Origin of the sequence: Escherichia coli DSM 30083 = JCM 1649 = ATCC 11775 (genome assembly GCF_003697165.2) — a bacterium.
Classification (GTDB): domain Bacteria; phylum Pseudomonadota; class Gammaproteobacteria; order Enterobacterales; family Enterobacteriaceae; genus Escherichia; species Escherichia coli.
Window position 1 is genome coordinate 4,417,235 of sequence record NZ_CP033092.2, and the last position, 26,108, is coordinate 4,443,342.

The window sequence follows — 26,108 nt, forward strand, 5'->3', positions numbered from 1 at the left end:
GTCGGATAAGACGCATCAGCGTCGCATCCGACACCCGAACCACGAGGCGAAAAATGATTAACGTACAAAACGTCAGTAAAACCTTCATCCTGCACCAGCAAAACGGCGTGCGCCTGCCTGTATTACAAGGCGCCTCACTCACCGTCAACGCCGGCGAATGCGTGGTACTCCACGGCCATTCCGGCAGTGGAAAATCAACTCTGCTACGCTCGCTGTATGCCAACTATCTACCCGACGAAGGGCAAATCCAGATCAAACACGGTGATGAATGGGTCGACCTGGTCACCGCGCCAGCGCGCAAAGTGGTGGAGATCCGCAAAACCACTGTCGGCTGGGTAAGCCAGTTTCTGCGCGTCATCCCACGTATTTCGGCACTGGAAGTGGTGATGCAGCCGCTGCTCGATACCGGCGTACCGCGTGAAGCCTGCGCCGCTAAAGCCGCGCGTCTCCTCACCCACCTGAACGTGCCTGAACGCCTGTGGCACCTGGCACCATCGACCTTCTCCGGCGGCGAACAGCAGCGTGTCAACATCGCCCGTGGCTTTATCGTCGACTACCCCATTCTGCTGCTCGACGAACCTACCGCCTCGCTGGACGCTAAAAACAGCGCCGCCGTAGTGGAACTGATCCGCGAAGCCAAAGCCCGCGGCGCGGCCATCGTCGGTATCTTCCATGACGAAACCGTGCGCGAGCAAGTCGCCGACCGCCTGCACCCAATGGGAGTCTCTTCATGATTATCAATAACGTCAAACTGGTGCTGGAAAACGAGGTGGTACACGGTTCTCTGGAGATGCAGGACGGCGAAATCCGCGCCTTTGCCGAAAGCCAGAGTCACCTGTCAGAAGCAATGGACGGCGAAGGCGGCTGGCTGCTACCGGGGCTGATTGAGCTGCATACCGATAATCTGGATAAATTCTTCACCCCGCGCCCGAAAGTTGACTGGCCAGCCCACTCGGCGATGAGCAGCCACGACGCGCTGATGGTGGCGAGCGGCATCACCACCGTGCTGGACGCCGTGGCGATTGGTGATGTACGCGACGGCGGCGATCGGCTGGAGAATCTGGAGAAGATGATCAACGCCATCGAAGAGACGCAGAAACGCGGCGTCAACCGTGCCGAGCACCGTCTGCACCTACGCTGCGAACTGCCGCATCACACCACGCTGCCGCTGTTTGAAAAACTGGTACAGCGCGAACTGGTAACGCTGGTGTCGCTGATGGATCACTCACCGGGCCAGCGCCAGTTCGCCAACCGCGAAAAATATCGTGAATATTATCAGGGCAAATACTCGCTCACCGATGCGCAGATGCAACAGTACGAAGAGGAGCAACTGGCGCTTGCCGCACGCTGGTCACAGCCTAATCGCGAAACTATCGCCGCAATGTGCCGCGCGCGACACATTGCCCTCGCCAGCCACGATGACGCCACGCACGCCCACGTTGCCGAATCCCACCAGCTTGGCAGCGTGATCGCCGAATTTCCCACCACGTTCGAAGCGGCAGAAGCCTCGCGCAAGCATGGCATGAACGTACTGATGGGCGCGCCGAATATCGTGCGCGGCGGTTCGCACTCCGGCAACGTGGCGGCCAGTGAACTGGCACAGCTTGGCCTGCTGGATATCCTCTCTTCCGACTACTACCCCGCCAGCCTGCTCGATGCGGCATTTCGCGTCGCCGATGACGAGAGCAACCGCTTTACGCTGCCGCAGGCGGTGAAGCTGGTGACTAAAAATCCGGCGCAGGCGCTTAATCTTCAGGATCGCGGGGTGATTGGCGAGGGCAAACGCGCCGACCTGGTGCTGGCGCATCGCAAGGGCAACCACATTCATATCGACCACGTCTGGCGTCAGGGTAAAAGGGTGTTCTGATGACGGGAAAACTGATTTGGTTAATGGGGGCCTCTGGCTCCGGAAAAGACAGTCTGTTGACGGAACTCCGCCAGCGGGAACAAACCCAGCTACTGGTAGCGCATCGCTACATCACGCGTGATGCCAGCGCCGGAAGTGAAAACCATATCGCCTTAAGCGAGCAGGAGTTTTTTACCCGCGCGGGGCAGAACCTTCTGGCCTTGAGCTGGCATGCTAATGGTTTGTATTACGGTGTCGGCATTGAGATCGACCTCTGGCTGCACGCCGGATTCGACGTCGTGGTTAACGGCTCACGCGCCCACCTGCCGCAGGCGCGGGCGCGTTATCAATCGGCGCTGCTGCCCATCTGTTTACAGGTTTCGCCGGAGATCCTGCGCCAGCGCCTGGAAAACCGTGGCCGCGAAAACGCCAGTGAAATTAATGCCCGGCTGGCGCGCGCCGCCCGCTATACTCCTCAGGATTGCCATACGCTCAATAATGACGGCAGCCTGCGCCAGTCGGTCGACACGCTGCTGACGCTGATTCATCAGAAGGAGAAACACCATGCCTGCTTGTGAACTTCGCCCGGCAACGCAGTACGACACCGACGCGGTTTACGCGCTGATTTGTGAGCTAAAACAAGCGGAGTTTGACCACCAGGCGTTTCGCGTGGGCTTTAACGCCAACCTGCGTGACCCGAATATGCGCTACCATCTGGCGCTGTTGGATGGCGAGGTTGTCGGCATGATCGGCCTGCATTTGCAGTTTCATTTGCATCATGTCAACTGGATCGGCGAAATTCAGGAACTGGTGGTGATGCCGCAGGCGCGCGGTCTGAACGTCGGCAGTAAATTACTGGCATGGGCAGAAGAAGAAGCCCGCCAGGCCGGGGCCGAAATGACCGAGCTTTCCACCAACGTGAAGCGCCACGACGCGCACCGATTTTACCTGCGCGAAGGCTACGAGCAGAGCCACTTCCGCTTCACCAAGGCGCTGTAACATGAGCCTGACCCTCACGCTCACCGGCACCGGCGGCGCACAGGGCGTTCCGGCATGGGGCTGCGAGTGCGCGGCCTGCGCCAGAGCGCGACGCTCGCCGCAGTATCGCCGCCAGCCATGCAGCGGCGTCGTGAAGTTTAACGACGCGATCACCCTGATCGACGCCGGGCTGCACGATCTCGCCGATCGCTGGTCGCCCGGATCGTTCCAGCAGTTTTTGCTGACGCACTACCATATGGATCACGTCCAGGGGCTGTTCCCGCTGCGCTGGGGCGTGGGCGACACAATCCCGGTCTACGGTCCACCGGATGAGCAGGGCTGCGACGATCTGTTTAAACATCCGGGCCTGCTTGATTTCAGCCACACGGTGGAGCCGTTTGTGGTGTTTGATTTGCAGGGGTTGCAGGTCACGCCGCTGCCGCTTAACCATTCGAAACTCACTTTCGGCTATCTACTGGAAACGGCACATAGCCGGGTGGCGTGGCTGTCTGACACTGCAGGCCTGCCGGAAAAAACGCTGAAATTTTTACGCAATAATCAGCCACAGGTAATGGTGATTGATTGCAGCCACCCGCCGCGCGAGGATGCACCGCGTAATCACTGTGATTTAAATACCGTGCTTGCGCTGAATCAGGTTATCCGCTCGCCGCGGGTGATTCTGACCCATATCAGCCATCAGTTTGATGCGTGGCTGATGGAAAACGCGCTACCATCGGGGTTTGAGGCGGGGTTTGATGGGATGGATATTGAGGTGGCGTGAGGGAAAATACCCGCGCCGGCCCCTATATCAACGCCCATACTCATCTTCCATTCTCCGCTCTTCATCTTCCAGTTGCCGACGCTCCTGATCAAGCTGGCGCTGGCGATCGTCCAGCTGCCTGCGGCGATCTTCAAACTGGCGGCGGCGATCGTTATATTGCTTGCGACGATCGTCGCTCACCTGGCGTTGCCAACCGTCGTCGCGCGAATCTTCATAGTCTCGCCCACGGTCAGGGTTATAAGCGTCGTTAATCGCCTGCTGAATATTGCCAATGGTGTCGTCGATAATATCGGCCTGGGCCGGAACGGTGGACAGCGTGAGCAGGGTGAATAAAAGAAATAGCGGAAAGCGTTTCATTAGCCAACCTCAAAAAGAAACTCTATCCACATTAGTCATTACTCATCCATGCAAGTAGTGGATGAATCTCAATTCCTTTGCTGCTCTATTGCCGTAATCGCCTCCACGCGTTGTTGATGACGACCGCCTTCGTACTGTGCGCCCAGCCACGCATCGACAATCATTTTTGCCAGTTCGAGGCCAACCACTCGTGAACCAAAAGCCAGCACGTTGGTGTCGTTATGCTGCCGCGAAAGTTGCGCGGAATAAGGTTCGCTACAAACGACCGCGCGAATTCCGGCAAACTTGTTCGCCGCTATCGAAATACCGACGCCAGTGCCACAAATCAAAATCCCGCCATCAGCCTCTCCGCCAGCAACGGCCAGTGCGACTTGACTGGCGTAATGCGGATAATCAGTACGCTCTAACGACCAGGTTCCTTTATCAATCACTTCAACGTCACGCTCAACTAAATGTGCCACTATTTCATGTTTTAAAATGAAACCGACATGATCACAGCCAAATGCAATCTTTTTCATTCATCTTCCCCGCCCGCGCAAAACTTCACAATCAAAAAACATTTGTGATGTAAATGAATTAAAAACACCCAAAATCGATGAAATCCGCCTTCCCGATCTGTTTTACAGAGTTACATCTGGCAGCGCAATAGCGTTAAAGACACTCACTATCCAGCAACATCTATCATCTAATAAACCAGGAAAACAAATAACATCATGTTTTTAAAGTGATTAAATGAAATGAAATTTTAAGCCACTCTCCATTATTCACAACAAAACAAACTTTATAAATTTTATTTTTTTGTGAAGTTGCCAGCATCTTTTCTGTTCTTGCTGTGGTGATATAGTGGCGTCTTCAATTCAAGGACAAGAGAACGTGATGAGCCAGTCAGAGTTTGATTCAGCGCTTCCGAACGGTATCGGGTTAGCGCCTTACCTGCGAATGAAGCAGGAAGGAATGACAGAAAACGAAAGCCGCATCGTGGAGTGGTTACTCAAACCCGGTAACCTGAGTTGTGCACCCGCAATTAAAGATGTCGCAGAAGCTCTGGCGGTATCTGAAGCGATGATCGTTAAGGTATCAAAGCTGCTGGGGTTTAGCGGCTTTCGTAACTTACGCAGTGCGCTGGAAGATTATTTTTCTCAGTCAGAACAAGTATTGCCTTCCGAGTTGGCTTTTGATGAAGCGCCGCAGGATGTGGTGAATAAGGTATTTAACATCACTTTACGCACCATTATGGAAGGTCAGTCGATCGTCAACGTTGATGAGATCCACCGTGCCGCCCGCTTTTTCTATCAGGCCAGACAGCGGGATTTGTACGGTGCCGGAGGATCAAATGCTATCTGTGCTGATGTACAGCACAAGTTTTTGCGCATTGGCGTACGCTGCCAGGCCTATCCGGACGCTCACATCATGATGATGTCTGCTTCGTTGTTACAGGAAGGAGATGTGGTGCTGGTGGTGACCCATTCCGGGCGAACCAGTGATGTAAAAGCGGCTGTAGAACTGGCAAAAAAGAACGGGGCAAAGATTATTTGTATAACGCATAGCTATCATTCACCAATAGCGAAGCTGGCCGATTATATTATTTGCTCACCGGCCCCGGAAACACCGTTATTAGGTCGTAATGCCTCGGCAAGAATATTACAACTGACTTTGCTGGACGCGTTTTTTGTCTCTGTCGCCCAGCTCAATATTGAACAAGCTAATATTAATATGCAAAAAACCGGCGCAATTGTTGATTTCTTCTCACCAGGCGCGCTGAAATAAGAAAAAGGTAATTCCGCCATCGCGGAGTTACCTCTCCCCTTACCGTGAGAACATGATTATGAATAAATATCTGAAATATTTCAGCGGCACACTCGTGGGCTTAATGTTGTCAACCAGCGCTTTTGCTGCCGCCGAATATGCCGTCGTATTGAAAACACTCTCCAATCCATTTTGGGTAGATATGAAAAAAGGCATTGAAGATGAAGCAAAAACGCTGGGCGTCAGCGTTGATATTTTTGCCTCTCCTTCAGAAGGCGATTTTCAATCTCAATTGCAGTTATTTGAAGATCTCAGTAATAAAAATTACAAAGGTATCGCCTTCGCACCATTATCCTCAGTGAACCTGGTCATGCCTGTCGCCCGCGCATGGAAAAAAGGCATTTATCTGGTCAATCTCGATGAAAAAATCGACATGGATAATCTGAAAAAAGCAGGCGGTAATGTGGAAGGTTTTGTCACCACCGATAATGTTGCCGTCGGGGCGAAAGGCGCGTCATTCATTATTGACAAGCTGGGTGCCGAAGGGGGTGAAGTCGCAATCATTGAGGGTAAAGCCGGTAACGCCTCCGGTGAAGCGCGTCGTAATGGTGCCACCGAAGCCTTCAAAAAAGCAAGCCAGATCAAGCTTGTCGCCAGCCAGCCTGCCGACTGGGACCGTATTAAAGCACTGGATGTCGCCACTAACGTGTTGCAACGTAATCCGAATATTAAAGCGATCTATTGCGCGAATGACACGATGGCAATGGGTGTTGCTCAGGCAGTCGCAAACGCTGGAAAAACGGGCAAAGTGTTGGTCGTCGGTACAGATGGCATTCCGGAAGCCCGCAAAATGGTGGAAGCCGGACAAATGACCGCGACGGTTGCCCAGAACCCGGCGGATATCGGTGCAACGGGTCTGAAGCTGATGGTTGACGCTGAGAAATCCGGCAAGGTTATCCCGCTGGATAAAGCACCGGAATTTAAACTGGTCGATTCAATCCTGGTCACTCAATAAAACTGAATGATGCCGGATGATGATGCTAATGAAGTGTCTTATCCGGCCAACAAAATAACCTGAACGTAGACCTGATAAACGTAGCCATCAGGCAATAATACGATATTTCGTGCAGAGAGGTTATTTATGGCCACGCCATATATATCGATGGCGGGGATCGGCAAGTCCTTTGGTCCGGTTCACGCATTAAAGTCGGTTAATTTAACGGTTTATCCTGGTGAAATACATGCATTACTAGGAGAAAATGGTGCGGGTAAATCTACGCTAATGAAAGTGTTATCCGGGATACATGAGCCGACCAAAGGCACCATTACCATTAATAACATTAACTATAACAAACTGGATCATAAATTAGCGGCACAACTCGGTATCGGGATTATTTATCAGGAACTCAGCGTTATTGATGAATTAACCGTACTGGAAAATTTATATATTGGTCGTCATCTGACGAAAAAAATCTGTGGCGTCAATATTATCGACTGGCGAGAAATGCGTGTCCGCGCCGCCATGATGTTATTACGCGTGGGCTTGAAAGTTGATTTAGATGAGAAAGTGGCGAATTTATCTATCAGCCACAAGCAGATGCTGGAAATTGCCAAAACGCTGATGCTCGATGCCAAAGTCATCATCATGGATGAACCCACCTCCTCACTCACCAATAAAGAGGTGGACTATCTGTTTCTGATCATGAATCAGTTGCGTAAGGAGGGTACGGCCATCGTCTATATCTCGCATAAATTGGCGGAAATTCGCCGTATTTGCGACCGCTATACGGTGATGAAAGACGGCAGCAGCGTTTGCAGCGGCATGGTGAGCGATGTGTCAAATGACGATATCGTCCGTCTGATGGTAGGCCGCGAATTGCAAAACCGTTTTAACGCGATGAAGGAGAATGTCAGCAACCTTGCGCACGATACGGTTTTTGAGGTGCGCAACGTCACCAGCCGTGACAGAAAAAAGGTCCGGGATATCTCATTTAGCGTCTGCCGGGGAGAAATATTAGGCTTTGCCGGACTGGTCGGTTCCGGACGTACTGAACTGATGAACTGCCTGTTTGGCGTTGATAAACGCGCTGGCGGAGAAATCCGTCTTAATGGCAAAGATATCTCTCCACGTTCTCCCCTGGATGCCGTGAAAAAAGGGATGGCTTACATCACTGAAAGCCGCCGGGATAACGGCTTTTTCCCCAACTTTTCTATCGCTCAGAACATGGCTATCAGCTGCAGTCTGAAAGACGGCGGCTATAAAGGCGCGATGGGGTTGTTTCATGAAGTTGACGAGCAACGTACCGCTGAAAATCAACGCGAACTGCTGGCGCTGAAATGTCATTCGGTAAACCAGAACATCACTGAACTCTCCGGCGGTAACCAGCAGAAAGTCCTGATCTCCAAATGGCTGTGCTGTCGCCCGGAAGTGATCATTTTCGATGAACCTACCCGTGGCATCGATGTTGGCGCGAAAGCCGAAATTTACAAAGTGATGCGCCAACTGGCGGACGACGGAAAAGTCATCCTGATGGTGTCATCTGAACTACCTGAAATTATCACCGTCTGCGACCGCATCGCCGTGTTCTGCGAAGGACGACTGACGCAAATCCTGACCAATCGCGATGACATGAGCGAAGAGGAGATTATGGCATGGGCTTTACCACACGAGTAAAAAGCGAAGCGAGCGAGAAGAAACCGTTCAACTTTGCGCTGTTCTGGGATAAATACGGCACCTTTTTTATCCTGGCGATCATCGTCGCCATTTTTGGTTCGCTGTCGTCAGAATATTTTCTGACCACCAATAATATTACCCAGATTTTTGTGCAAAGCTCCGTGACGGTACTGATCGGCATGGGGGAATTCTTCGCTATCCTGGTCGCCGGTATCGACCTTTAGGTTGGCGCGATTCTGGCGCTTTCCGGTATGGTGACCGCTAAACTGATGTTGGCAGGTATTGATCCGTTTCTCGCGGCGCTAATTGGCGGTGTACTGGTTGGCGGCGCACTGGGGGCGATCAACGGCTGCCTGGTCAACTGGACGGGACTACACCCGTTCATTATCACCCTTGGCACCAACGCTATTTTCCGTGGGATCACGCTGGTGATCTCCGATGCCAACTCGGTATACGGCTTCTCATTTGACTTCGTGAACTTCTTTGCCGCCAGCGTAATTGGGATACCTGTCCCCGTTATCTTCTCGCTAATTGTCGCGCTCATCCTTTGGTTTCTGACAACGCGTATGCGGCTCGGGCGCAACATCTACGCACTGGGCGGCAACAAAAACTCGGCGTTCTATTCCGGGATTGACGTGAAATTCCACATCCTGGTGGTGTTTATCATCTCCGGTGTTTGTGCAGGTCTGGCAGGCGTCGTCTCAACTGCACGACTCGGTGCCGCAGAACCGCTTGCCGGTATGGGTTTTGAAACCTATGCCATTGCCAGCGCCATCATTGGCGGCACCAGTTTCTTCGGCGGCAAGGGGCGCATTTTCTCTGTGGTGATTGGCGGGTTGATCATCGGCACCATCAACAACGGTCTGAATATTTTGCAGGTACAAACCTATTACCAACTGGTGGTGATGGGCGGATTAATTATCGCGGCTGTCGCCCTTGACCGTCTTATCAGTAAGTAAGGAATTGAACATGAAAATCTCCCCCTCGTTAATGTGTATGGATCTGCTGAAATTTAAAGAACAGATCGAATTTATCGACAGCCATGCCGATTACTTTCACATCGATATCATGGACGGCCACTTTGTGCCGAATCTGACGCTCTCACCGTTCTTCGTAAGCCAGGTAAAAAAACTGGCGAGTAAACCGCTCGACTGCCATCTGATGGTAACGCGTCCGCAGGATTACATTGCTCAACTGGCACGTGCGGGAGCTGATTTCATCACTTTGCATCCGGAAACTATCAACGGTCAGGCATTCCGCCTGATTGATGAAATCCGCCGTCATGGCATGAAAGTGGGGCTGATTCTTAATCCGGAAACGCCGGTTGAGGCCATGAAATACTATATCCATAAGGCTGATAAAATTACGGTCATGACTGTCGATCCCGGTTTTGCCGGACAACCCTTCATTCCTGAAATGCTGGATAAAGTTGCCGAACTGAAGGCATGGCGTGAACGAGAAGGTCTGGAGTACGAAATTGAGGTGGACGGTTCCTGCAACCAGGCAACTTACGAAAAACTAATGGCGGCAGGGGCGGATGTCTTTATCGTCGGCACTTCCGGCCTGTTTAATCATGCGGAAAATATCGACGAAGCATGGAGAATTATGACTGCGCAGATTCTGGCTGCAAAAAGCGAGGTACAGCCTCATGCAAAAACAGCATAACGTCGTAGCGGGCGTGGATATGGGGGCAACGCATATCCGCTTTTGTCTGCGGACAGCAGAAGGTGAAACGCTACACTGCGAAAAAAAGCGGACCGCAGAAGTTATTGCTCCCGACCTGGTGTCGGGTATCGGCGAAATGATTGACGAGCAACTCAGGCGCTTTAACGCTCGCTGTCATGGTCTGGTGATGGGATTTCCGGCGCTGGTCAGTAAAGATAAACGCACCATTATTTCTACGCCTAACCTGCCGTTAACAGCGGCAGATTTATATGATCTCGCCGATAAGCTCGAAAATACGCTGAATTGTCCGGTTGAGTTTTCCCGCGACGTTAACCTGCAACTCTCCTGGGACGTAGTAGAAAATCGCCTTACGCAACAACTGGTTCTGGCAGCCTATCTCGGTACGGGGATGGGGTTCGCAGTGTGGATGAACGGTGCGCCGTGGACGGGTGCACACGGTGTGGCAGGCGAACTGGGCCATATCCCCCTGGGAGATATGACCCAACACTGCGCGTGTGGTAATCCTGGGTGCCTGGAAACCAATTGCTCTGGAATGGCGCTAAGACGCTGGTACGAACAACAGCCCCGAAATTACCCATTGAGCGATCTTTTCGTCCATGCGGAAAACGCCCCTTTCGTCCAGAGTCTGCTTGAAAACGCGGCACGAGCCATTGCCACCAGCATTAATCTGTTCGATCCCGATGCGGTGATTCTGGGTGGTGGCGTGATGGATATGCCCGCCTTCCCACCCGAGACTCTCATTGCCATGACCCAAAAGTACCTGCGCCGTCCACTGCCGTATCAGGTTGTGCGCTTTATTGCCGCCTCATCTTCTGACTTTAATGGCGCTCAGGGTGCAGCAATATTGGCGCATCAACGTTTTTTGCCACAGTCCTGTGCTAAAGTCCCATGAGTAAAGCGTTGGCACAGTAGCGCAATGTCCCGCTGTGCCAACGACAGGTACAATATATATATAATAATTACATAAAACAGCCCATATTATTCCCAGCAATGATAGTTCTACTGTAATTTTCCCTCTTCAGCACAAATGCCTAATAAAATGGCTCGTTCCGCTCACACTTCCACTTATTAAAGTCGCAATTTCAGAATTATGATAACGCCAGCTTTAAATGACGTATTTTGCATGGATTACATATTTACGACATAAATGATAAATGGAGATTTATATGAATAACTCTCGGTTATTCCGTTTGAGCAGGATTGTTATTGCGTTCACTGCCGCCAGCGGCATGATGATAAATACCGCTTACGCAACAGATGAGGCGAAAGCCGCCACTCAATATACCCAACAGGTTAATCAGAATTACGCCAAATCATTACCGTTTGGCGATCGCCAGGATTTTGACGATGCTCAGCGTGGATTTATCGCTCCGCTGCTGGATGAAGGTATTCTGCGTGATGCGAACGGTAAAATTTACTACCGCGCGAATGATTACAAATTTGATATTAATGCCGCTGCGCCGGAAACCGTAAACCCCAGCCTGTGGCGTCAGTCGCAGATCAACGGCATTTCTGGCCTGTTCAAAGTCACCGATAAAATGTATCAGGTGCGCGGCCAGGATATCTCTAACATTACGTTCGTTGAGGGCGAGAAAGGCATTATTGTTATTGACCCACTGGTGACGCCACCTGCCGCAAAAGCCGCACTTGACCTTTACTTCCAGCATCGTCCGCAAAAACCGATTGTTGCCGTTATCTACACTCACAGCCACGCCGACCACTACGGCGGCGTGAAAGGTATTATCTCTGAAGCCGATGTTAAATCCGGCAAAGTTCAGGTGATTGCTCCAGCTGGCTTTATGGACGAAGCCATCAGCGAAAACGTGCTGGCGGGTAACATCATGAGCCGCCGTGCGCTCTACTCTTACGGTCTGTTACTGCCGCACAACGCGCAAGGCAACGTGGGCAACGGCCTCGGCGTGACGCTGGCAACCGGCGACCCAAGCATTATTGCACCGACTAAAACTATCGTGAGAACTGGCGAGAAGATGATTATCGACGGCCTGGAGTTTGACTTCCTGATGACCCCAGGTAGCGAAGCGCCAGCGGAAATGCACTTCTATATTCCGGCCCTGAAAGCCCTGTGTACCGCCGAGAATGCCACGCATACCCTGCACAACTTCTACACCCTGCGCGGCGCGAAAACCCGCGACACCAGCAAGTGGACCGAGTATCTGAACGAAACGTTGGATATGTGGGGTAACGACGCGGAAGTGCTGTTTATGCCGCACACCTGGCCGGTCTGGGGCAATAAGCATATCAATGATTATATTGGTAAATATCGCGATACTATCAAGTACATTCACGACCAGACCCTGCACCTGGCGAACCAGGGCTACACCATGAATGAAATCGGCGACATGATTAAGCTGCCGCCTGCGCTTGCCAATAACTGGGCCAGCCGCGGCTATTACGGTTCTGTCAGCCACAACGCCCGCGCGGTGTATAACTTCTATCTTGGCTATTACGACGGTAACCCGGCTAACCTGCATCCGTATGGTCAGGTGGAGATGGGTAAACGTTACGTGCAGGCGCTGGGCGGTTCTGCCCGCGTCATCAACCTGGCGCAAGAAGCGAACAAGCAAGGTGATTATCGCTGGTCGGCAGAACTGCTGAAACAGGTGATTGCCGCCAACCCGGGTGACCAGGTCGCGAAGAATCTGCAAGCGAATAATTTTGAACAGCTGGGCTATCAGGCCGAGTCCGCCACCTGGCGCGGTTTCTACCTGACCGGCGCGAAAGAGCTGCGCGAAGGGGTGCATAAGTTCAGCCACGGCACCACCGGTTCCCCGGACACCATTCGCGGGATGTCGGTCGAAATGCTGTTCGACTTTATGTCCGTTCGCCTCGATAGCGTGAAAGCCGCGGGTAAAAATATCAGCCTGAACTTCAATATGAGCAACGGCGATAACCTCAACCTGACGCTGAACGATAGCGTGCTTAACTACCGTAAAACACTGCAACCGCAAGCTGACGCCTCTTTCTACATCAGCCGTGAAGATCTGCACGCCGTGCTGACCGGACAGGCAAAAATGGCCGATCAGGTGAAAGCGAAGAAAGCCAAAATTATTGGCAATGGCGCGAAACTGGAAGAAATTATCGCCTGTCTGGATAATTTCGATTTGTGGGTGAATATCGTAACCCCAAATTAATGTCACTCGCTTTTGGGGGCGCTGAAGCCCCCAAAGCATTTGCTTTAAAAATATATACAGCCAATTAATAAATAAAATATATAAGTTATGAATGCGGTGGCTGAATAAAGCTATTTTTATTCATCGAGAAAATAGCCATACTGACGCCTTCAATGGATATTGATATTCACTACAGATATTGTTCGCAGCAGACAGGATGTATTTAATATGCCAACAGTTCTCTCTCGCATGGCGATGCAACTCAAAAAAACAGCCTGGATAATTCCCGTCTTCATGGTTTCGGGATGCTCATTATCTCCGGCAATCCCGGTGATCGGCGCTTATTATCCCGGCTGGTTTTTCTGCGCTATTGCCAGCCTTATTTTGACGCTCATCACGAGGCGAATTATTCAGCGGACAAATATCAATCTGGCATTTGTCGGAATTATTTATACCGCCCTTTTTGCTCTCTACGCCATGCTGTTCTGGCTGGCATTTTTCTAATCTATTTGAGACGCGCTCATGGAAAGTACGCCGAAAAAAGCTCCTCGCAGTAAATTCCCTGCTCTGTTAGTGGTTGCGTTGGCGCTGGTTGCCCTTGTTTTCGTTATCTGGCGCGTAGACAGTGCGCCATCAACTAATGACGCTTACGCGTCAGCAGATACCATTGATGTGGTGCCGGAAGTCAGCGGTCGCATTGTAGAACTGGCGGTCACCGACAACCAGGCGGTGAAACAGGGCGATTTGCTGTTCCGCATTGACCCGCGCCCGTACGAAGCCAATCTGGCGAAAGCTGAAGCCTCCCTCGCGGCGCTGGATAAGCAAATTATGCTCACCCAGCGTAGCGTTGACGCACAACAGTTTGGTGCCGACTCGGTTAATGCCACGGTAGAAAAAGCCCGTGCCGCCGCGAAACAAGCCAGCGATACGTTACGCCGTACCGAACCGCTACTGCGAGAAGGTTTTGTTTCTGCGGAAGAGGTTGACCGTGCAAGAACCGCACAGCGTGCGGCAGAAGCGGACCTTAATGCCGTATTGTTGCAGGCGCAGTCAGCCGCCAGCTCCGTCAGCGGCGTGGATGCGCTGGTGGCGCAACGTGCGGCAGTCGAAGCGGATATTGCGTTGACGAAACTGCATCTGGAAATGGCGACCGTTCGCGCGCCGTTTGATGGCCGGGTCATTTCCCTCAAAACCTCCGTCGGGCAGTTTGCATCTGCGATGCGCCCTATTTTCACTCTAATCGACACTCGTCACTGGTACGTGATTGCCAACTTCCGCGAAACTGATCTGAAAAATATTCGCTCGGGTACACTCGCAACCATTCGCCTGATGAGCGACAGCGGCAAAACCTTCGAGGGTAAAGTGGATTCGATTGGCTACGGCGTGCTACCGGATGACGGCGGCCTGGTGCTGGGCGGCCTGCCGAAAGTGTCACGGTCTATTAACTGGGTCCGCGTTGCCCAGCGTTTTCCGGTCAAAATCATGGTTGATAAACCTGACCCGGAAATGTTCCGCATCGGCGCTTCGGCAGTCGCTAATCTTGAGCCACAATAATGAGCGCGCTCAACTCCCTGCCATTACCGGTGGTCAGGCTGCTGGCGTTCTTTCATGAAGAGTTAAGCGAGCGGCGACCAGGGCGCGTGCCACAGACTATGCAACTCTGGGTAGGCTGCCTGCTGGTGATTCTGATCTCGATGACTTTTGAGATCCCTTTTGTGGCGTTATCACTGGCAGTGCTGTTTTACGGTATTCAGTCGAACGCGTTTTACACCAAATTTGTCGCGATCTTGTTTGTGGTTGCCACGGTGCTGGAGATCGGCAGCCTGTTTTTGATCTACAAATGGTCATATGGCGAACCGTTGATCCGATTGATCATCGCCGGGCCGATCCTGATGGGCTGCATGTTTTTGATGCGCACCCATCGGCTGGGACTGGTCTTTTTCGCCGTCGCCATTGTCGCTATTTACGGGCAAACCTTCCCCGCCATGCTCGACTATCCGGAAGTGGTCGTGCGCTTAACGCTGTGGTGTATCGTTGTTGGCCTCTATCCAACCTTGCTGATGACGTTAATCGGCGTGCTGTGGTTTCCCAGTCGTGCCATTACGCAGATGCATCAGGCGCTTAATGATCGGCTTGATGATGCCATTAGCCACCTGACGGACAGCCTCGCACCGCTACCCGAAACGCGGATTGAAAGAGAGGCGCTGGCGCTGCAAAAACTCAATGTCTTTTGCCTCGCGGATGATGCCAACTGGCGAACCCAGAGCGCATGGTGGCAAAGCTGCGTGGCAACGGTAACCTACATTTACTCGACGCTGAATCGCTACGATCCCACCTCTTTTGCTGATTCTCAGGCAATTATTGAATTTCGGCAAAAATTAGTCTCAGAAATCAACAAGCTGCAACATACCATTGCCGAAGGTCAGTGCTGGCAAAGCGACTGGCGGATCAGTGAAAGTGAAGCGATGGCGGCACGGGAATGTAACCTGGAGAATATCTGCCAGACGCTGTTACAGCTTGGTCAGATGGACCCGAATACGCCGCCAACGCCCGCAGCCAAACCGCCATCAATGGTCGCCGATGCTTTTACCAATCCAGACTATATGCGCTACGCGGTAAAAACGCTGCTCGCCTGTTTGATCTGTTACACCTTCTACAGCGGCGTGGACTGGGAAGGCATTCACACCTGTATGCTGACCTGCGTGATCGTCGCTAATCCAAATGTCGGTTCGTCGTACCAGAAGATGGTGCTGCGTTTTGGTGGGGCCTTTTGCGGCGCGATTCTGGCACTGTTATTCACGCTACTGGTCATGCCCTGGCTGGACAATATTGTCGAATTGCTGTTTGTGCTGGCACCGATTTTCCTGTTGGGCGCATGGATTGCCACCAGCTCTGAACGCTCTTCTTATATCGGCACACAGATGGTGGTCACCTTCGCGCTCGCCACGCTCGAAAACGTTTTTGGCCCGGTGTACGACCTGGTGGAAATTCGCGATCGCGCTCTGGGTATCATCATTGGTACCGTGGTGTCCGCGGTGATTTACACCTTTGTCTGGCCTGAAAGCGAAGCGCGCACGCTGCCGCAAAAACTGGCTGGCGCGCTGGGTATGTTGAGTAAAGTAATGCGGATCCCACGCCAGCAGGAAGTCACGGCTCTGCGCACTTATCTGCAAATTCGCATAGGTCTGCATGCGGCGTTTAATGCCTGTGAAGAGATGTGCCAACGCGTGGTGCTGGAGCGTCAACTGGACAGCGAAGAACGCGCATTACTGATTGAACGTTCGCAAACGGTTATTCGTCAGGGCCGCGATATTCTTCACGCCTGGGATGCCACCTGGAACTCGGCGCAGGCGCTGGATAACGCACTACAGCCGGACAGAGCAGGTCAGTTTGCCGACGCCCTGGAGAAATACGCTGCCGGTCTGGCAACCGCACTCAGCCGTTCTCCTCAAATAACGCTTGAAGAAACACCCGCCTCGCAGGCCATCCTGCCCACCTTATTAAAACAGGAGCAACACGTCTGCCAGCTTTTCGCCCGCTTGCCAGACTGGACAGCTCCGGCATTAACGCCCGCCACGGAACAGGCACAAGGAGCCACGCAATGATCAATCGTCAACTTTCACGTCTGCTGTTGTGCAGCATTCTCGGCAGCACGACGCTGATTTCCGGCTGTGCCCTGGTACGTAAGGATTCTGCGCCTCATCAACAGCTCAAACCGGAACAAATCAAACTGGCCGATGATATTCATCTTGCCAGCTCCGGCTGGCCGCAGGCGCAGTGGTGGAAACAACTCAATGACCCGCAGCTGGATGCGCTGATCCAACGGACGCTAAGTGGTTCACACACCCTCGCCGAAGCGAAACTGCGGGAAGAAAAAGCGCAGTCCCAGGCCGATTTGTTAGATGCCGGTTCACAATTACAGGTCGCAGCGTTAGGGATGCTCAACCGCCAACGCGTCTCGGCGAACGGCTTTTTAAGCCCTTATGCGATGGATGCGCCAGCACTGGGTATGGACGGGCCGTACTATACGGAAGCCACAGTCGGTTTGTTTGCCGGACTGGATCTCGATTTGTGGGGTGTGCATCGCTCAGCGGTTGCTGCCGCCATTGGCGCGCATAATGCCGCGCTGGCAGAAACCGCAGCAGTAGAGCTATCGCTGACCACGGGCGTAGCGCAGCTTTATTACAGTATGCAGGCCAGCTATCAGATGCTCGATCTGTTAGAACAAACTCGCGATGTGATTGATTACGCGGTGAAAGCGCACCAGAGTAAAGTGGCGCACGGTCTGGAAGCGCAAGTGCCTTTCCACGGCGCGCGGGCACAGATTCTGGCGGTCGATAAACAAATTGCTGCCGTCAAAGGGCAAATCACTGAAACGCGAGAATCTCTGCGTGCATTGATTGGCGCGGGAGCCAGCGATATGCCGGAGATCAAACCGGTGGCATTACCACGAGTACAGACCGGCATTCCGGCAACGCTCTCTTATGAGTTGCTCGCCAGACGCCCGGATCTGCAAGCCATGCGCTGGTATGTTCAGGCGTCATTAGATCAGGTGGATTCCGCGCGGGCGCTGTTCTACCCGAGCTTTGATATCAAAGCGTTTTTCGGTCTGGACTCCATCCACCTGGATACCTTATTCAAAAAAACCAGTCGCCAGTTCAACTTCATCCCGGGTCTGAAATTGCCGCTGTTTGACGGTGGACGGTTGAATGCCAATCTCGAAGGCACTCGCGCCGCCAGCAACATGATGATTGAACGTTACAACCAGTCAGTACTGAACGCGGTGCGTGACGTTGCCGTCAACGGCACACGTCTGCAAACGCTCAACGACGAGCGAGAGATGCAGGCTGAACGCGTAGAAGCAACGCGCTTCACCCAGCGCGCAGCCGAGGCCGCCTATCAGCGCGGCTTAACCAGCCGCTTACAGGCCACCGAAGCCCGGTTGCCAGTGCTTGCCGAAGAGATGTCATTACTGATGCTGGACAGCCGCCGGGTGATCCAAAGCATTCAGTTGATGAAATCGCTGGGCGGCGGGTATCAGGCGGCTCCCATCGTCGAGAAAAAATAAAATGTCTACCGCGTGATGGCTGTCACGCGGTATTTCGTTTCGTCACGTCAAAACTGACGACAGCCTGTTTTTCGTCAGAGTTTTGAATAAATAGTGCCCGTAATATCAGGGAATGACCCCAAATAAAATGTGGCATAAAAGATGCATACTGTAGTCGAGAGCGCGTATGCGTGATTTGATTAACTGGAGCGAGACCGATGAAAAAAGTCGTCACGGTTTGCCCCTATTGCGCATCAGGTTGCAAAATCAACCTGGTCGTCGATAACGGCAAAATCGTCCGGGCGGAGGCAGCGCAGGGGAAAACCAACCAGGGTACCCTGTGTCTGAAGGGTTATTATGGCTGGGACTTCATTAACGATACCCAGATCCTGACCCCGCGCCTGAAAACCCCCATGATCCGTCGCCAGCGTGGCGGCAAACTCGAACCTGTTTCCTGGGATGAGGCACTGAATTACGTTGCCGAGCGCCTGAGCGCCATCAAAGAGAAGTACGGTCCGGATGCCATCCAGACGACCGGCTCCTCGCGCGGTACGGGTAACGAAACCAACTATGTAATGCAAAAATTTGCGCGCGCCGTTATTGGTACCAATAACGTTGACTGCTGCGCTCGTGTCTGACACGGCCCATCGGTTGCAGGTCTGCACCAATCGGTCGGTAATGGCGCAATGAGCAATGCTATTAACGAAATTGATAATACCGATTTAGTGTTCGTTTTCGGGTATAACCCGGCGGATTCCCACCCAATCGTGGCGAATCACGTAATTAACGCTAAACGTAACGGGGCGAAAATTATCGTCTGCGATCCGCGTAAAATTGAAACCGCGCGCATTGCTGACATGCACATTGCATTGAAAAACGGCTCGAACATCGCGCTGTTGAATGCGATGGGCCATGTCATTATTGAAGAAAATCTGTACGACAAAGCGTTCGTCGCTTCCCGTACAGAAGGCTTTGAAGAGTATCGTAAAATCGTTGAAGGCTACACGCCGGAGTCGGTTGAAGATATCACCGGCGTCAGCGCCAGTGAGATTCGTCAGGCGGCGCGGATGTATGCCCAGGCGGAAAGCGCCGCCATCCTGTGGGGCATGGGGGTAACCCAGTTCTATCAGGGCGTGGAAACCGTGCGTTCTCTGACCAGCCTCGCGATGCTGACCGGTAACCTCGGTAAGCCACATGCGGGTGTAAACCCGGTTCGTGGTCAGAACAACGTGCAGGGTGCCTGCGATATGGGCGCGCTGCCGGATACGTATCCGGGCTATCAGTACGTGAAAGATCCGGCTAACCGCGAGAAATTTGCCAAAGCCTGGGGCGTGGAAAGCCTGCCTGCTCATACCGGTTATCGTATCAGCGAGCTGCCGCACCGCGTGGCGCATGGTGAAGTGAGAGCGGCGTACATTATGGGCGAAGATCCGCTGCAAACTGACGCGGAACTGTCGGCAGTACGTAAAGCCTTTGAAGATCTGGAACTGGTTATCGTTCAGGACATCTTTATGACCAAAACCGCGTCGGCGGCGGATGTCATTTTACCGTCAACGTCGTGGGGCGAGCATGAAGGCGTGTTTACTGCGGCTGACCGTGGCTTCCAGCGTTTCTTCAAGGCGGTTGAGCCGAAGTGGGATCTGAAAACGGACTGGCAAATCATCAGTGAAATTGCCACTCGTATGGGTTATCCGATGCACTACAACAACACCCAGGAGATCTGGGACGAGTTGCGTCATCTGTGCCCGGATTTCTACGGTGCGACTTACGAGAAAATGGGCGAACTGGGCTTCATTCAGTGGCCTTGCCGCGATACTTCAGATGCCGATCAGGGGACTTCTTATCTGTTTAAAGAGAAGTTTGATACCCCGAACGGTCTGGCGCAGTTCTTCACCTGCGACTGGGTAGCGCCAATCGACAAACTCACCGACGAGTACCCGATGGTACTGTCAACGGTGCGTGAAGTTGGTCACTACTCTTGCCGTTCGATGACCGGTAACTGTGCGGCACTGGCGGCGCTGGCTGATGAACCTGGCTACGCACAAATCAATACCGAAGACGCCAAACGTCTGGGTATTGAAGATGAGGCATTGGTTTGGGTGCACTCGCGTAAAGGCAAAATTATCACCCGTGCGCAGGTCAGCGATCGTCCGAACAAAGGGGCGATTTACATGACCTACCAGTGGTGGATTGGTGCCTGTAACGAGCTGGTGACCGAAAACTTAAGCCCGATTACGAAAACGCCGGAATACAAATACTGCGCCGTGCGCGTCGAGCCGATCGCCGATCAGCGCGCCGCCGAGCAGTACGTGATTGACGAGTACAACAAGTTGAAAACTCGCCTGCGCGAAGCGGCACTGGCGTAATACCGCGTAAACTCACGTTAAAAGCGGCGATATTACCCAACGCCTTTGTATCAATCCGGAAACGACTCTCTGTTTCCGGATTTTTTTATACATACCTGCGCAGTCAAACCAGCCCATCCTGGTTATTAGCGACGTCTTCTCGGTTGTTCTTCTATTCCAGTCACGATTGCAAATGAGAATTATCTTTACTCAATTCTCATCGCGGCCTAACGTAATAATACTTTACATTTGATAAACAAAATTTCGGTAAGGTGAGAAATCATCGACCGTTTAACTCGTTCTATTAACGGGATATTCTGGCGCGATTAATGCAGCGAAACCCCGTCTGATAGCATATTAATAACCTCAAAGTAATTTCAGGGATTGGGAAGCATATGATTAAAAAACTATTACCTTTACTGGTTTTAAGCACAATTTCCGCCACAACCGTTGCCGCTACACCGCCTAATACGTTGGTTGTAGCCCAGGGACTGGATGATATTGTGAGTCTGGACCCGGCAGAAGCTAATGAACTCTCAAGTATTCAGACTGTACCAAGTCTGTATCAACGCGTAGTACAACCGGACCGTAATGATCCGACGAAAATCACTCCGATTCTGGCGGAAAGTTGGCAGGCTGACCCCGCAGCCAAAACGCTAACCATAAAACTGAAAAGCGATGCGAAATTTGCCTCTGGTAATCCGGTACGCCCGGAAGATGTGATTTACTCTTATGTCCGGGCTGTCACACTGAATAAATCCGGTGCGTTTATTCTCAATGTGCTGGGATGGCAGCCGGAAAATATCGCCAGCCAGTTGAAGAAAATCGATGACCATACCGTCCAGGTGCAATGGAGTGCCGACGTCAGCCCGGCGCTGGCACTGAATATTCTCTCCACACCAATCGCCTCAATTGTTGACGAGAAGCTGGTTGCGCCAAACGCCAAAAATAACGACTTTGGTAATGAATGGCTGAAGATGCATTCCGCTGGCAGCGGCGCGTTTAAAATGCGTACTTACCAACCGCATCAGGCCATCGTGATGGAAGCCAACGCCAGCTCACCAACCGGCGCCCCGAAACTGAAAAACGTCATCATCAAAAATGTTCCCGATCCGGCAACGCGTCGCCTGCTGATCCAACAAGGTGATGCTGATATGGCTCGTGATCTGGGAGCCGATCAAATCGATGCATTACAGGGTAAACCTGGCGTAAAAGTGATGAGCATTGCCTCCGCCGAACAGAACTACCTGGCCTTCAATACCGGTAACAAGGATAACCCGCTGATGAGTAATCCTGCGTTCTGGGAGGCCGCTCGCTGGTTGGTCGATTACGACGGCATCACCAAAAATCTCTTAAAAGGACAATATTTTACCCATCAAAGTTTCCTGCCCGTGGGCTTTCCTGGAGCACTGGAAGAAACACCGTTTACCTTTAATCCAGCCAAAGCAAAAGAGATCCTCGCTAAAGCCGGAATCAAAGACCCGCACTTCACGCTTGATGTCGAAAATAAACCGCCATTTATTACCATCGCGCAGTCAATTCAGGCCAGCTTTGCTCAGGGCGGTGTAAAAGTTGATTTGCTGCCAGCCGCAGGGAGTCAGGTCTACTCTCGCGTTCGCGCCCACCAGCATCAGGGGGCCATTCGTATGTGGTTGCCTGATTATTTTGACGCACATTCCAACGCCAGCTCTTTCGCCTATAACGATGGCAAATCCAGCACCGTTGCCGGGTTAAACGGCTGGAAAATCCCGGAACTGAACAAAGAAACGCTGGCGGCCATCGCTGAACCTGATAGCACTAAACGTCTTGATTTGTATAAGAAAATGCAACAAGAACTACAACGTAGTTCCCCGTATGTCTTTATTGATCAAGGCAAAACGCAAATTGTCATGCGTGATAATGTGCAGGGGTATCAACAAGGGTTGAATGCCGATATGGTCTGGTTTGATCAGGTAACCAAATAACCCTGTATGCAACTCGCGTCCAGCCCTGTTACCGGGCGCGGTACCAGGGCTGGCCTGTATTGCAGGCCAGCCGCTGATTTATCACTGTATGGAAAGATCATGTCTGTCGTTTTTTCCACTCGCGCGAGATGGCGAGGCAAGCGCCCTCTGCTCGCGCTGTTGCAAGGGCTGTTTACCGTTGCTCTGACGCTACTCGGCCTGCTGCTGATTACCTTTGCGCTTTCGGCTCTCTCACCGGTCGATCGCGTACTACAAATCGTTGGCGATCACGCCAGCCAGTCCACCTATGATCAGGTACGCCACCAGTTAGGATTGGATCAGCCGTTAGCCGTCCAGTTCTGGCATTACCTGATGAATCTGGCACACGGCGATCTGGGCATCGCCAGCTCCACCGGGCAACCGGTACTCCAGGACTTGCTATCAGTATTCCCGGCGACCATTGAACTGGCAACGTTGGCGCTTATTGTCGGTGCTGTTGTCGGCGTCATTGCGGGTGTACTTTGCGCCCGTTATGTCGGTTCTCCGCTGGATTTCACCGTGCGAACATTAACTCTACTGGGAAATTCCGTCCCTGTTTTTTGGCTTGGTCTGCTGATGCTGGCGCTGTTCTACGCCAGACTGCAATGGAGTGCCGGGCCGGGCAGGCTGGATGATATTTATCAATTCACCATAGAACCCCGCAGCGGATTTGCGCTGATTGATACGTGGCTTTCTGGCGATCGCGAGGCATTTACCAATGCAATCAACCATTTGATACTTCCGGTTTTATTACTGGCGTACTTCTCGCTCGCCAGTATTACGCGCCTGACTCGTTCCGCCTGTCTTGGCGAAATGAATAAAGAATATATTCTGCTGGCGCGCGCCAAAGGGGCCAGCGAGATGACAATTTTGCTACGTCATGTTTTACCCAACATTCGCGGCACCTTGCTCACCGTTATCGCCCTCGCCTATACATCAATGCTGGAAGGCGCGGTACTGACAGAAACCGTCTTTTCATGGCCAGGTATTGGGCGCTACCTCACTACAGCGCTCTTCGCGGGTGATACCACAGCAATCATGGGAGGAACGCTGCTGATTGGCGTCTGCTTTGTGTTGATAAATAACTTAACCGACCTGCTGGTCCGGCTGACCGATCCGAGGTTACGCTGATGCCGATGTTTCTCTTTTTACGCCGTTTACGCCATTCACCCGCCGCGTTTTGCGGGTTGATAATTATCCTGTTATTAATGCTAATTGCGCTCTTCGCGCCGTGGCTGGCACCTCACGATCCTAACTGGCAGGATGCGGCGGCGCGGTTACAAGCACCGAGTCGTCAGCACTGGCTCGGCACTGACAGTTACGGACGAGACCTACTTTCACGTTTAATCTACGGCAGCCGCCCGGCACTGGGGCTGGTGGCATTGGTGACAATCATTACACTCCCGGTCGGTCTGCTGATTGGCATTTTAGCCGGGTACTACGGCGGCTGGCTGGAACGCGTGCTGATGCGTTTTACTGACGTAGTAATGTCAATGCCGCGTTTAATTCTGGCTTTTGCTTTTGTTGCCATGCTGGGGCCGGGGCTGGTTAACGGCGCACTGGCCCTGGCATTAACCACCTGGCCTGCTTATGCGCGTCAGGCACGGAGTGAGATCCAACGTCTGCGACACAGTGATTATCTTGCCGCCGCAGAAATGATGGGCATCCGCGGCAGGCGTCTGCTGGCTGGTCATATTTTACCATTGTGCCTGCCATCTGCCATTGTCCGTCTGGCACTGGATTTAGCGGGTATCATTCTGGCGGCTGCTGGCCTGGGTTTTCTTGGGCTTGGTGCTCGCCCGCCAATGGCGGAATGGGGAGCCATGATCGCCGACGGTATGCAGGTCATTTTTGATCAATGGTGGATTGCCGCCGCTCCCGGCGCAATTATCTTAATTGCCAGTCTGGCCTTTAATCTGCTGGGTGATGGCTTGCGCGATGTTCTGGAGCCTCAACATGACTGACTCACGTCTTAGTATCAACAATCTCTGCGTCGATTATCCGGAGTCCCGGGTCGTCAACAATGTCAGTTTTACATTAGGCAATGAACGTCTGGCGCTGGTCGGTGAGTCGGGTTCAGGTAAGTCCATGACCGCCCGCGCCCTGATGGGGCTGGTGCGTAAACCGGGTGTAGTAACCGCGGACACACTTAACATTCTGGGGCGTGATGCACTCACCCTTAACGCGCGTGGATGGCAACAGTTGCGCGGTAACGATATCGCGATGGTATTGCAAGATCCGCGTTACGCGCTTAATCCAGTAAAGACAGTAAAAGCGCAACTGGAAGAGGCGCTTACGCTCCATCAACGTCTGAACCGCCGCGAGAAAGAAGAGAAAATAAACACCGCAATTCAGGCTGTCGGCCTCAATACGCGAGTACTGCAAAGCTATCCTCGTGAACTTTCTGGCGGCATGGGGCAGCGAGTGATGATTGCAATTGCGCTCATCAACGATCCCCGGGTATTGATTGCCGATGAGCCAACATCAGCACTGGATGTGCGCCTGCGTAATCAGATTCTGGAACTGCTGGTTACCCAGTGTGAACAACGTCAGATGGCAATGTTGCTGATCAGTCACGACCTGCCATTAGTTGCCCAATTTTGCCATCGGGTGCTGGTGATGTATCAGGGAAATAAGGTGGATGAAATGCACGCTGCTGCGCTACCTACAGCAACGCATCCTTACACGCGCACACTGTGGACTTGCCGCCCAAATGCACAAACTTACGGGCAGATGCTGCCGACGCTGGACAGGACGGCAATGACGCCGGAGAAATACCATGACGATTGTTGAAATTAATCACTTACAGGTGACTTTTGCTGAGAAAACCGCAGTTTCTGCCGCCAGTTTTTCGGTTAATGCCGGAGAGACATTTAGTTTAATTGGCGAATCAAGCTGCGGAAAATCCACGATTTTGCGCGTAATTGCTGGATTACAGCGCGACTGGCACGGTCAGGTGTCACTGTTTGGGCACACCATCAAACCAGGAATGCGTTTTCAAGGCGATCTCCGCCGCAATGTGCAAATGGTGTTTCAGGATCCCTATGCCTCGTTGCATCCCAATCATACTCTGTGGCGAACGCTGGCTGAACCACTCAAAATTCGTGGCGAAAGAGAAATAGAAAAACGCGTCCAGACTGCACTGGAACAGGTTGGCTTGCCTTTCGACGCCGCTCGTCGCTACCCACACCAGCTTTCCGGTGGTCAACGGCAACGTGTGGTTATTGCTCGCGCCCTGTTGTTACGACCACAACTTCTTCTGCTGGATGAACCCACCTCGGCGTTGGATATGTCGGTACAAGCGGAAATCCTTAATTTGTTGAATCAACTTAAGCTGGAACACCAAATGACATATCTGCTGGTCAGTCACGATGCCGATGTCATCGCGCATATGTCTGATCGAGCGGCATTGATGTCCGAGGGAAAAATTCAGCGATTTTTTGATCGCGACGCCATGGAAAAGGGGGAACATCGGATGGATTAAAAAACCTGACATTGCATTAATTCATTCTGCTTTCAGGTCTTTTTACAGTTG

23 protein-coding genes and 1 pseudogene are annotated in these 26,108 nt (G+C 52.4%); 22 read left to right on the forward strand and 2 right to left on the reverse strand.

The genetic code is table 11. The annotated features are described in order from the left end of the window. Positions 1–53 precede the first annotated feature (53 nt). Genes phnL through phnP form a run of 5 tightly spaced genes read left to right on the forward strand, consistent with a single transcriptional unit; the run spans position 54 to position 3,605 of the window. Positions 54–734: a phosphonate C-P lyase system protein PhnL gene (gene phnL, locus EAS44_RS22790; RefSeq protein ID WP_000611410.1), complete on the forward strand. Its 681-nt coding sequence runs from the start codon at positions 54–56 to the stop codon at positions 732–734. Next, a complete protein-coding gene (phnM, locus tag EAS44_RS22795) occupies positions 731–1,867 on the forward strand; it encodes an alpha-D-ribose 1-methylphosphonate 5-triphosphate diphosphatase (RefSeq protein ID WP_000586259.1) in 1,137 nt (378 codons plus the stop codon). The genes phnL and phnM overlap by 4 nt, the downstream gene beginning before the upstream one ends. Further along, positions 1,867–2,424, forward strand: coding sequence for a ribose 1,5-bisphosphokinase (phnN, locus tag EAS44_RS22800; RefSeq protein ID WP_000146000.1), 558 nt, complete (start codon positions 1,867–1,869; stop codon positions 2,422–2,424). Before phnM ends, phnN begins: the two co-directional genes overlap by 1 nt. Further along, entirely contained in the window at positions 2,411–2,845 is a 435-nt protein-coding gene (gene phnO, locus EAS44_RS22805) for an aminoalkylphosphonate N-acetyltransferase (protein WP_001110514.1), read from the forward strand. Before phnN ends, phnO begins: the two co-directional genes overlap by 14 nt. 1 nt (position 2,846) lies before the next feature. Continuing rightward, positions 2,847–3,605, forward strand: a complete 759-nt coding sequence (phnP, locus tag EAS44_RS22810) for a phosphonate metabolism protein PhnP (RefSeq protein ID WP_000059915.1) — start codon at positions 2,847–2,849, stop codon at positions 3,603–3,605. Between the two features lie 27 nt (positions 3,606–3,632). On the opposite strand, the gene yjdP is transcribed toward phnP, so the two are convergent. Both yjdP and rpiB read right to left on the reverse strand, forming a co-directional pair. After that, positions 3,633–3,962 (reverse strand): DDRRRQL repeat protein YjdP, encoded by a 330-nt coding sequence (gene yjdP, locus EAS44_RS22815; protein WP_000819748.1) that lies wholly within the window; start codon positions 3,960–3,962, stop codon positions 3,633–3,635. A gap of 68 nt (positions 3,963–4,030) precedes the next feature. Beyond that, positions 4,031–4,480, reverse strand: a complete 450-nt coding sequence (gene rpiB, locus EAS44_RS22820) for a bifunctional allose-6-phosphate isomerase/ribose-5-phosphate isomerase RpiB (RefSeq protein WP_000716787.1) — start codon at positions 4,478–4,480, stop codon at positions 4,031–4,033. 358 nt (positions 4,481–4,838) lie between these two features. On the opposite strand from rpiB, the gene alsR reads away from it, so the two are divergent. The 17 genes and pseudogenes from alsR to EAS44_RS22905 all read left to right on the forward strand — a co-directional run bounded on the left by alsR (position 4,839) and on the right by EAS44_RS22905 (position 26,057). Beyond that, positions 4,839–5,729 carry a MurR/RpiR family transcriptional regulator gene (gene alsR / locus EAS44_RS22825; RefSeq protein WP_000083216.1) on the forward strand — a complete coding sequence of 297 codons (891 nt, stop codon included), beginning with the start codon at positions 4,839–4,841 and terminating at the stop codon, positions 5,727–5,729. Positions 5,730–5,787: 58 nt separating this feature from the next. Further along, on the forward strand, positions 5,788–6,723 hold the full coding sequence (alsB, locus tag EAS44_RS22830; RefSeq protein WP_001361478.1) for a D-allose transporter substrate-binding protein: 936 nt from the start codon (positions 5,788–5,790) through the stop codon (positions 6,721–6,723). A gap of 126 nt (positions 6,724–6,849) precedes the next feature. Next, the gene (gene alsA / locus EAS44_RS22835; protein WP_000235242.1) at positions 6,850–8,382 is read left to right on the forward strand and encodes a D-allose ABC transporter ATP-binding protein AlsA; all 1,533 of its coding nucleotides are present in this window, start codon (positions 6,850–6,852) and stop codon (positions 8,380–8,382) included. Next, positions 8,361–9,341: pseudogene (gene alsC, locus EAS44_RS22840) on the forward strand (D-allose ABC transporter permease). Before alsA ends, alsC begins: the two are co-directional and overlap by 22 nt. 10 nt (positions 9,342–9,351) lie before the next feature. Further along, positions 9,352–10,047: a D-allulose-6-phosphate 3-epimerase gene (gene alsE, locus EAS44_RS22845; RefSeq protein ID WP_001314355.1), complete on the forward strand. Its 696-nt coding sequence runs from the start codon at positions 9,352–9,354 to the stop codon at positions 10,045–10,047. Then, positions 10,031–10,960, forward strand: coding sequence for an allose kinase (gene alsK / locus EAS44_RS22850; protein ID WP_001171671.1), 930 nt, complete (start codon positions 10,031–10,033; stop codon positions 10,958–10,960). The genes alsE and alsK overlap by 17 nt, the downstream gene beginning before the upstream one ends. Before the next feature lie 274 nt (positions 10,961–11,234). After that, positions 11,235–13,220, forward strand: coding sequence for an alkyl sulfatase YjcS (yjcS, locus tag EAS44_RS22855; RefSeq protein ID WP_001350810.1), 1,986 nt, complete (start codon positions 11,235–11,237; stop codon positions 13,218–13,220). Between the two features lie 207 nt (positions 13,221–13,427). After that, positions 13,428–13,703, forward strand: coding sequence for a YtcA family lipoprotein (gene ytcA / locus EAS44_RS22860; RefSeq protein WP_001317551.1), 276 nt, complete (start codon positions 13,428–13,430; stop codon positions 13,701–13,703). Between the two features lie 18 nt (positions 13,704–13,721). Then, positions 13,722–14,753 carry a multidrug efflux transporter periplasmic adaptor subunit MdtN gene (mdtN, locus tag EAS44_RS22865; protein WP_000446369.1) on the forward strand — a complete coding sequence of 344 codons (1,032 nt, stop codon included), beginning with the start codon at positions 13,722–13,724 and terminating at the stop codon, positions 14,751–14,753. Then, positions 14,753–16,804, forward strand: coding sequence for a multidrug efflux transporter permease subunit MdtO (gene mdtO, locus EAS44_RS22870; protein ID WP_001275179.1), 2,052 nt, complete (start codon positions 14,753–14,755; stop codon positions 16,802–16,804). The genes mdtN and mdtO overlap by 1 nt, the downstream gene beginning before the upstream one ends. Further along, positions 16,801–18,267: a multidrug efflux transporter outer membrane subunit MdtP gene (gene mdtP / locus EAS44_RS22875; RefSeq protein WP_000610578.1), complete on the forward strand. Its 1,467-nt coding sequence runs from the start codon at positions 16,801–16,803 to the stop codon at positions 18,265–18,267. Before mdtO ends, mdtP begins: the two co-directional genes overlap by 4 nt. 197 nt (positions 18,268–18,464) lie before the next feature. Further along, positions 18,465–20,612, forward strand: coding sequence for a formate dehydrogenase H subunit alpha, selenocysteine-containing (gene fdhF, locus EAS44_RS22880; RefSeq protein ID WP_011076734.1), 2,148 nt, complete (start codon positions 18,465–18,467; stop codon positions 20,610–20,612). A gap of 374 nt (positions 20,613–20,986) precedes the next feature. Continuing rightward, positions 20,987–22,555 (forward strand): ABC transporter substrate-binding protein, encoded by a 1,569-nt coding sequence (locus EAS44_RS22885; protein WP_000592281.1) that lies wholly within the window; start codon positions 20,987–20,989, stop codon positions 22,553–22,555. A gap of 99 nt (positions 22,556–22,654) precedes the next feature. Next, the gene (locus EAS44_RS22890) at positions 22,655–23,704 is read left to right on the forward strand and encodes an ABC transporter permease (protein WP_000117651.1); all 1,050 of its coding nucleotides are present in this window, start codon (positions 22,655–22,657) and stop codon (positions 23,702–23,704) included. Next, positions 23,704–24,537: an ABC transporter permease gene (locus tag EAS44_RS22895; RefSeq protein ID WP_001131977.1), complete on the forward strand. Its 834-nt coding sequence runs from the start codon at positions 23,704–23,706 to the stop codon at positions 24,535–24,537. The genes EAS44_RS22890 and EAS44_RS22895 overlap by 1 nt, the downstream gene beginning before the upstream one ends. Beyond that, a complete protein-coding gene (locus tag EAS44_RS22900) occupies positions 24,530–25,366 on the forward strand; it encodes an ABC transporter ATP-binding protein (RefSeq protein ID WP_000132446.1) in 837 nt (278 codons plus the stop codon). The genes EAS44_RS22895 and EAS44_RS22900 overlap by 8 nt, the downstream gene beginning before the upstream one ends. Then, positions 25,353–26,057, forward strand: a complete 705-nt coding sequence (locus EAS44_RS22905; RefSeq protein ID WP_000156933.1) for an ABC transporter ATP-binding protein — start codon at positions 25,353–25,355, stop codon at positions 26,055–26,057. Before EAS44_RS22900 ends, EAS44_RS22905 begins: the two co-directional genes overlap by 14 nt. The last annotated feature ends 51 nt before the right edge of the window (positions 26,058–26,108 follow it).

Coding starts and splice junctions, on each gene's coding strand:
- phnL (WP_000611410.1), top strand. CDS start 54: ATGATTAACGTACAAAACGTCAGTAAAACCTTCATCCTGCACCAGCAA.
- phnM (WP_000586259.1), top strand. CDS start 731: ATGATTATCAATAACGTCAAACTGGTGCTGGAAAACGAGGTGGTACAC.
- phnN (WP_000146000.1), top strand. CDS start 1,867: ATGACGGGAAAACTGATTTGGTTAATGGGGGCCTCTGGCTCCGGAAAA.
- phnO (WP_001110514.1), top strand. CDS start 2,411: ATGCCTGCTTGTGAACTTCGCCCGGCAACGCAGTACGACACCGACGCG.
- phnP (WP_000059915.1), top strand. CDS start 2,847: ATGAGCCTGACCCTCACGCTCACCGGCACCGGCGGCGCACAGGGCGTT.
- yjdP (WP_000819748.1), bottom strand. CDS start 3,962: ATGAAACGCTTTCCGCTATTTCTTTTATTCACCCTGCTCACGCTGTCC.
- rpiB (WP_000716787.1), bottom strand. CDS start 4,480: ATGAAAAAGATTGCATTTGGCTGTGATCATGTCGGTTTCATTTTAAAA.
- alsR (WP_000083216.1), top strand. CDS start 4,839: ATGAGCCAGTCAGAGTTTGATTCAGCGCTTCCGAACGGTATCGGGTTA.
- alsB (WP_001361478.1), top strand. CDS start 5,788: ATGAATAAATATCTGAAATATTTCAGCGGCACACTCGTGGGCTTAATG.
- alsA (WP_000235242.1), top strand. CDS start 6,850: ATGGCCACGCCATATATATCGATGGCGGGGATCGGCAAGTCCTTTGGT.
- alsE (WP_001314355.1), top strand. CDS start 9,352: ATGAAAATCTCCCCCTCGTTAATGTGTATGGATCTGCTGAAATTTAAA.
- alsK (WP_001171671.1), top strand. CDS start 10,031: ATGCAAAAACAGCATAACGTCGTAGCGGGCGTGGATATGGGGGCAACG.
- yjcS (WP_001350810.1), top strand. CDS start 11,235: ATGAATAACTCTCGGTTATTCCGTTTGAGCAGGATTGTTATTGCGTTC.
- ytcA (WP_001317551.1), top strand. CDS start 13,428: ATGCCAACAGTTCTCTCTCGCATGGCGATGCAACTCAAAAAAACAGCC.
- mdtN (WP_000446369.1), top strand. CDS start 13,722: ATGGAAAGTACGCCGAAAAAAGCTCCTCGCAGTAAATTCCCTGCTCTG.
- mdtO (WP_001275179.1), top strand. CDS start 14,753: ATGAGCGCGCTCAACTCCCTGCCATTACCGGTGGTCAGGCTGCTGGCG.
- mdtP (WP_000610578.1), top strand. CDS start 16,801: ATGATCAATCGTCAACTTTCACGTCTGCTGTTGTGCAGCATTCTCGGC.
- EAS44_RS22885 (WP_000592281.1), top strand. CDS start 20,987: ATGATTAAAAAACTATTACCTTTACTGGTTTTAAGCACAATTTCCGCC.
- EAS44_RS22890 (WP_000117651.1), top strand. CDS start 22,655: ATGTCTGTCGTTTTTTCCACTCGCGCGAGATGGCGAGGCAAGCGCCCT.
- EAS44_RS22895 (WP_001131977.1), top strand. CDS start 23,704: ATGCCGATGTTTCTCTTTTTACGCCGTTTACGCCATTCACCCGCCGCG.
- EAS44_RS22900 (WP_000132446.1), top strand. CDS start 24,530: ATGACTGACTCACGTCTTAGTATCAACAATCTCTGCGTCGATTATCCG.
- EAS44_RS22905 (WP_000156933.1), top strand. CDS start 25,353: ATGACGATTGTTGAAATTAATCACTTACAGGTGACTTTTGCTGAGAAA.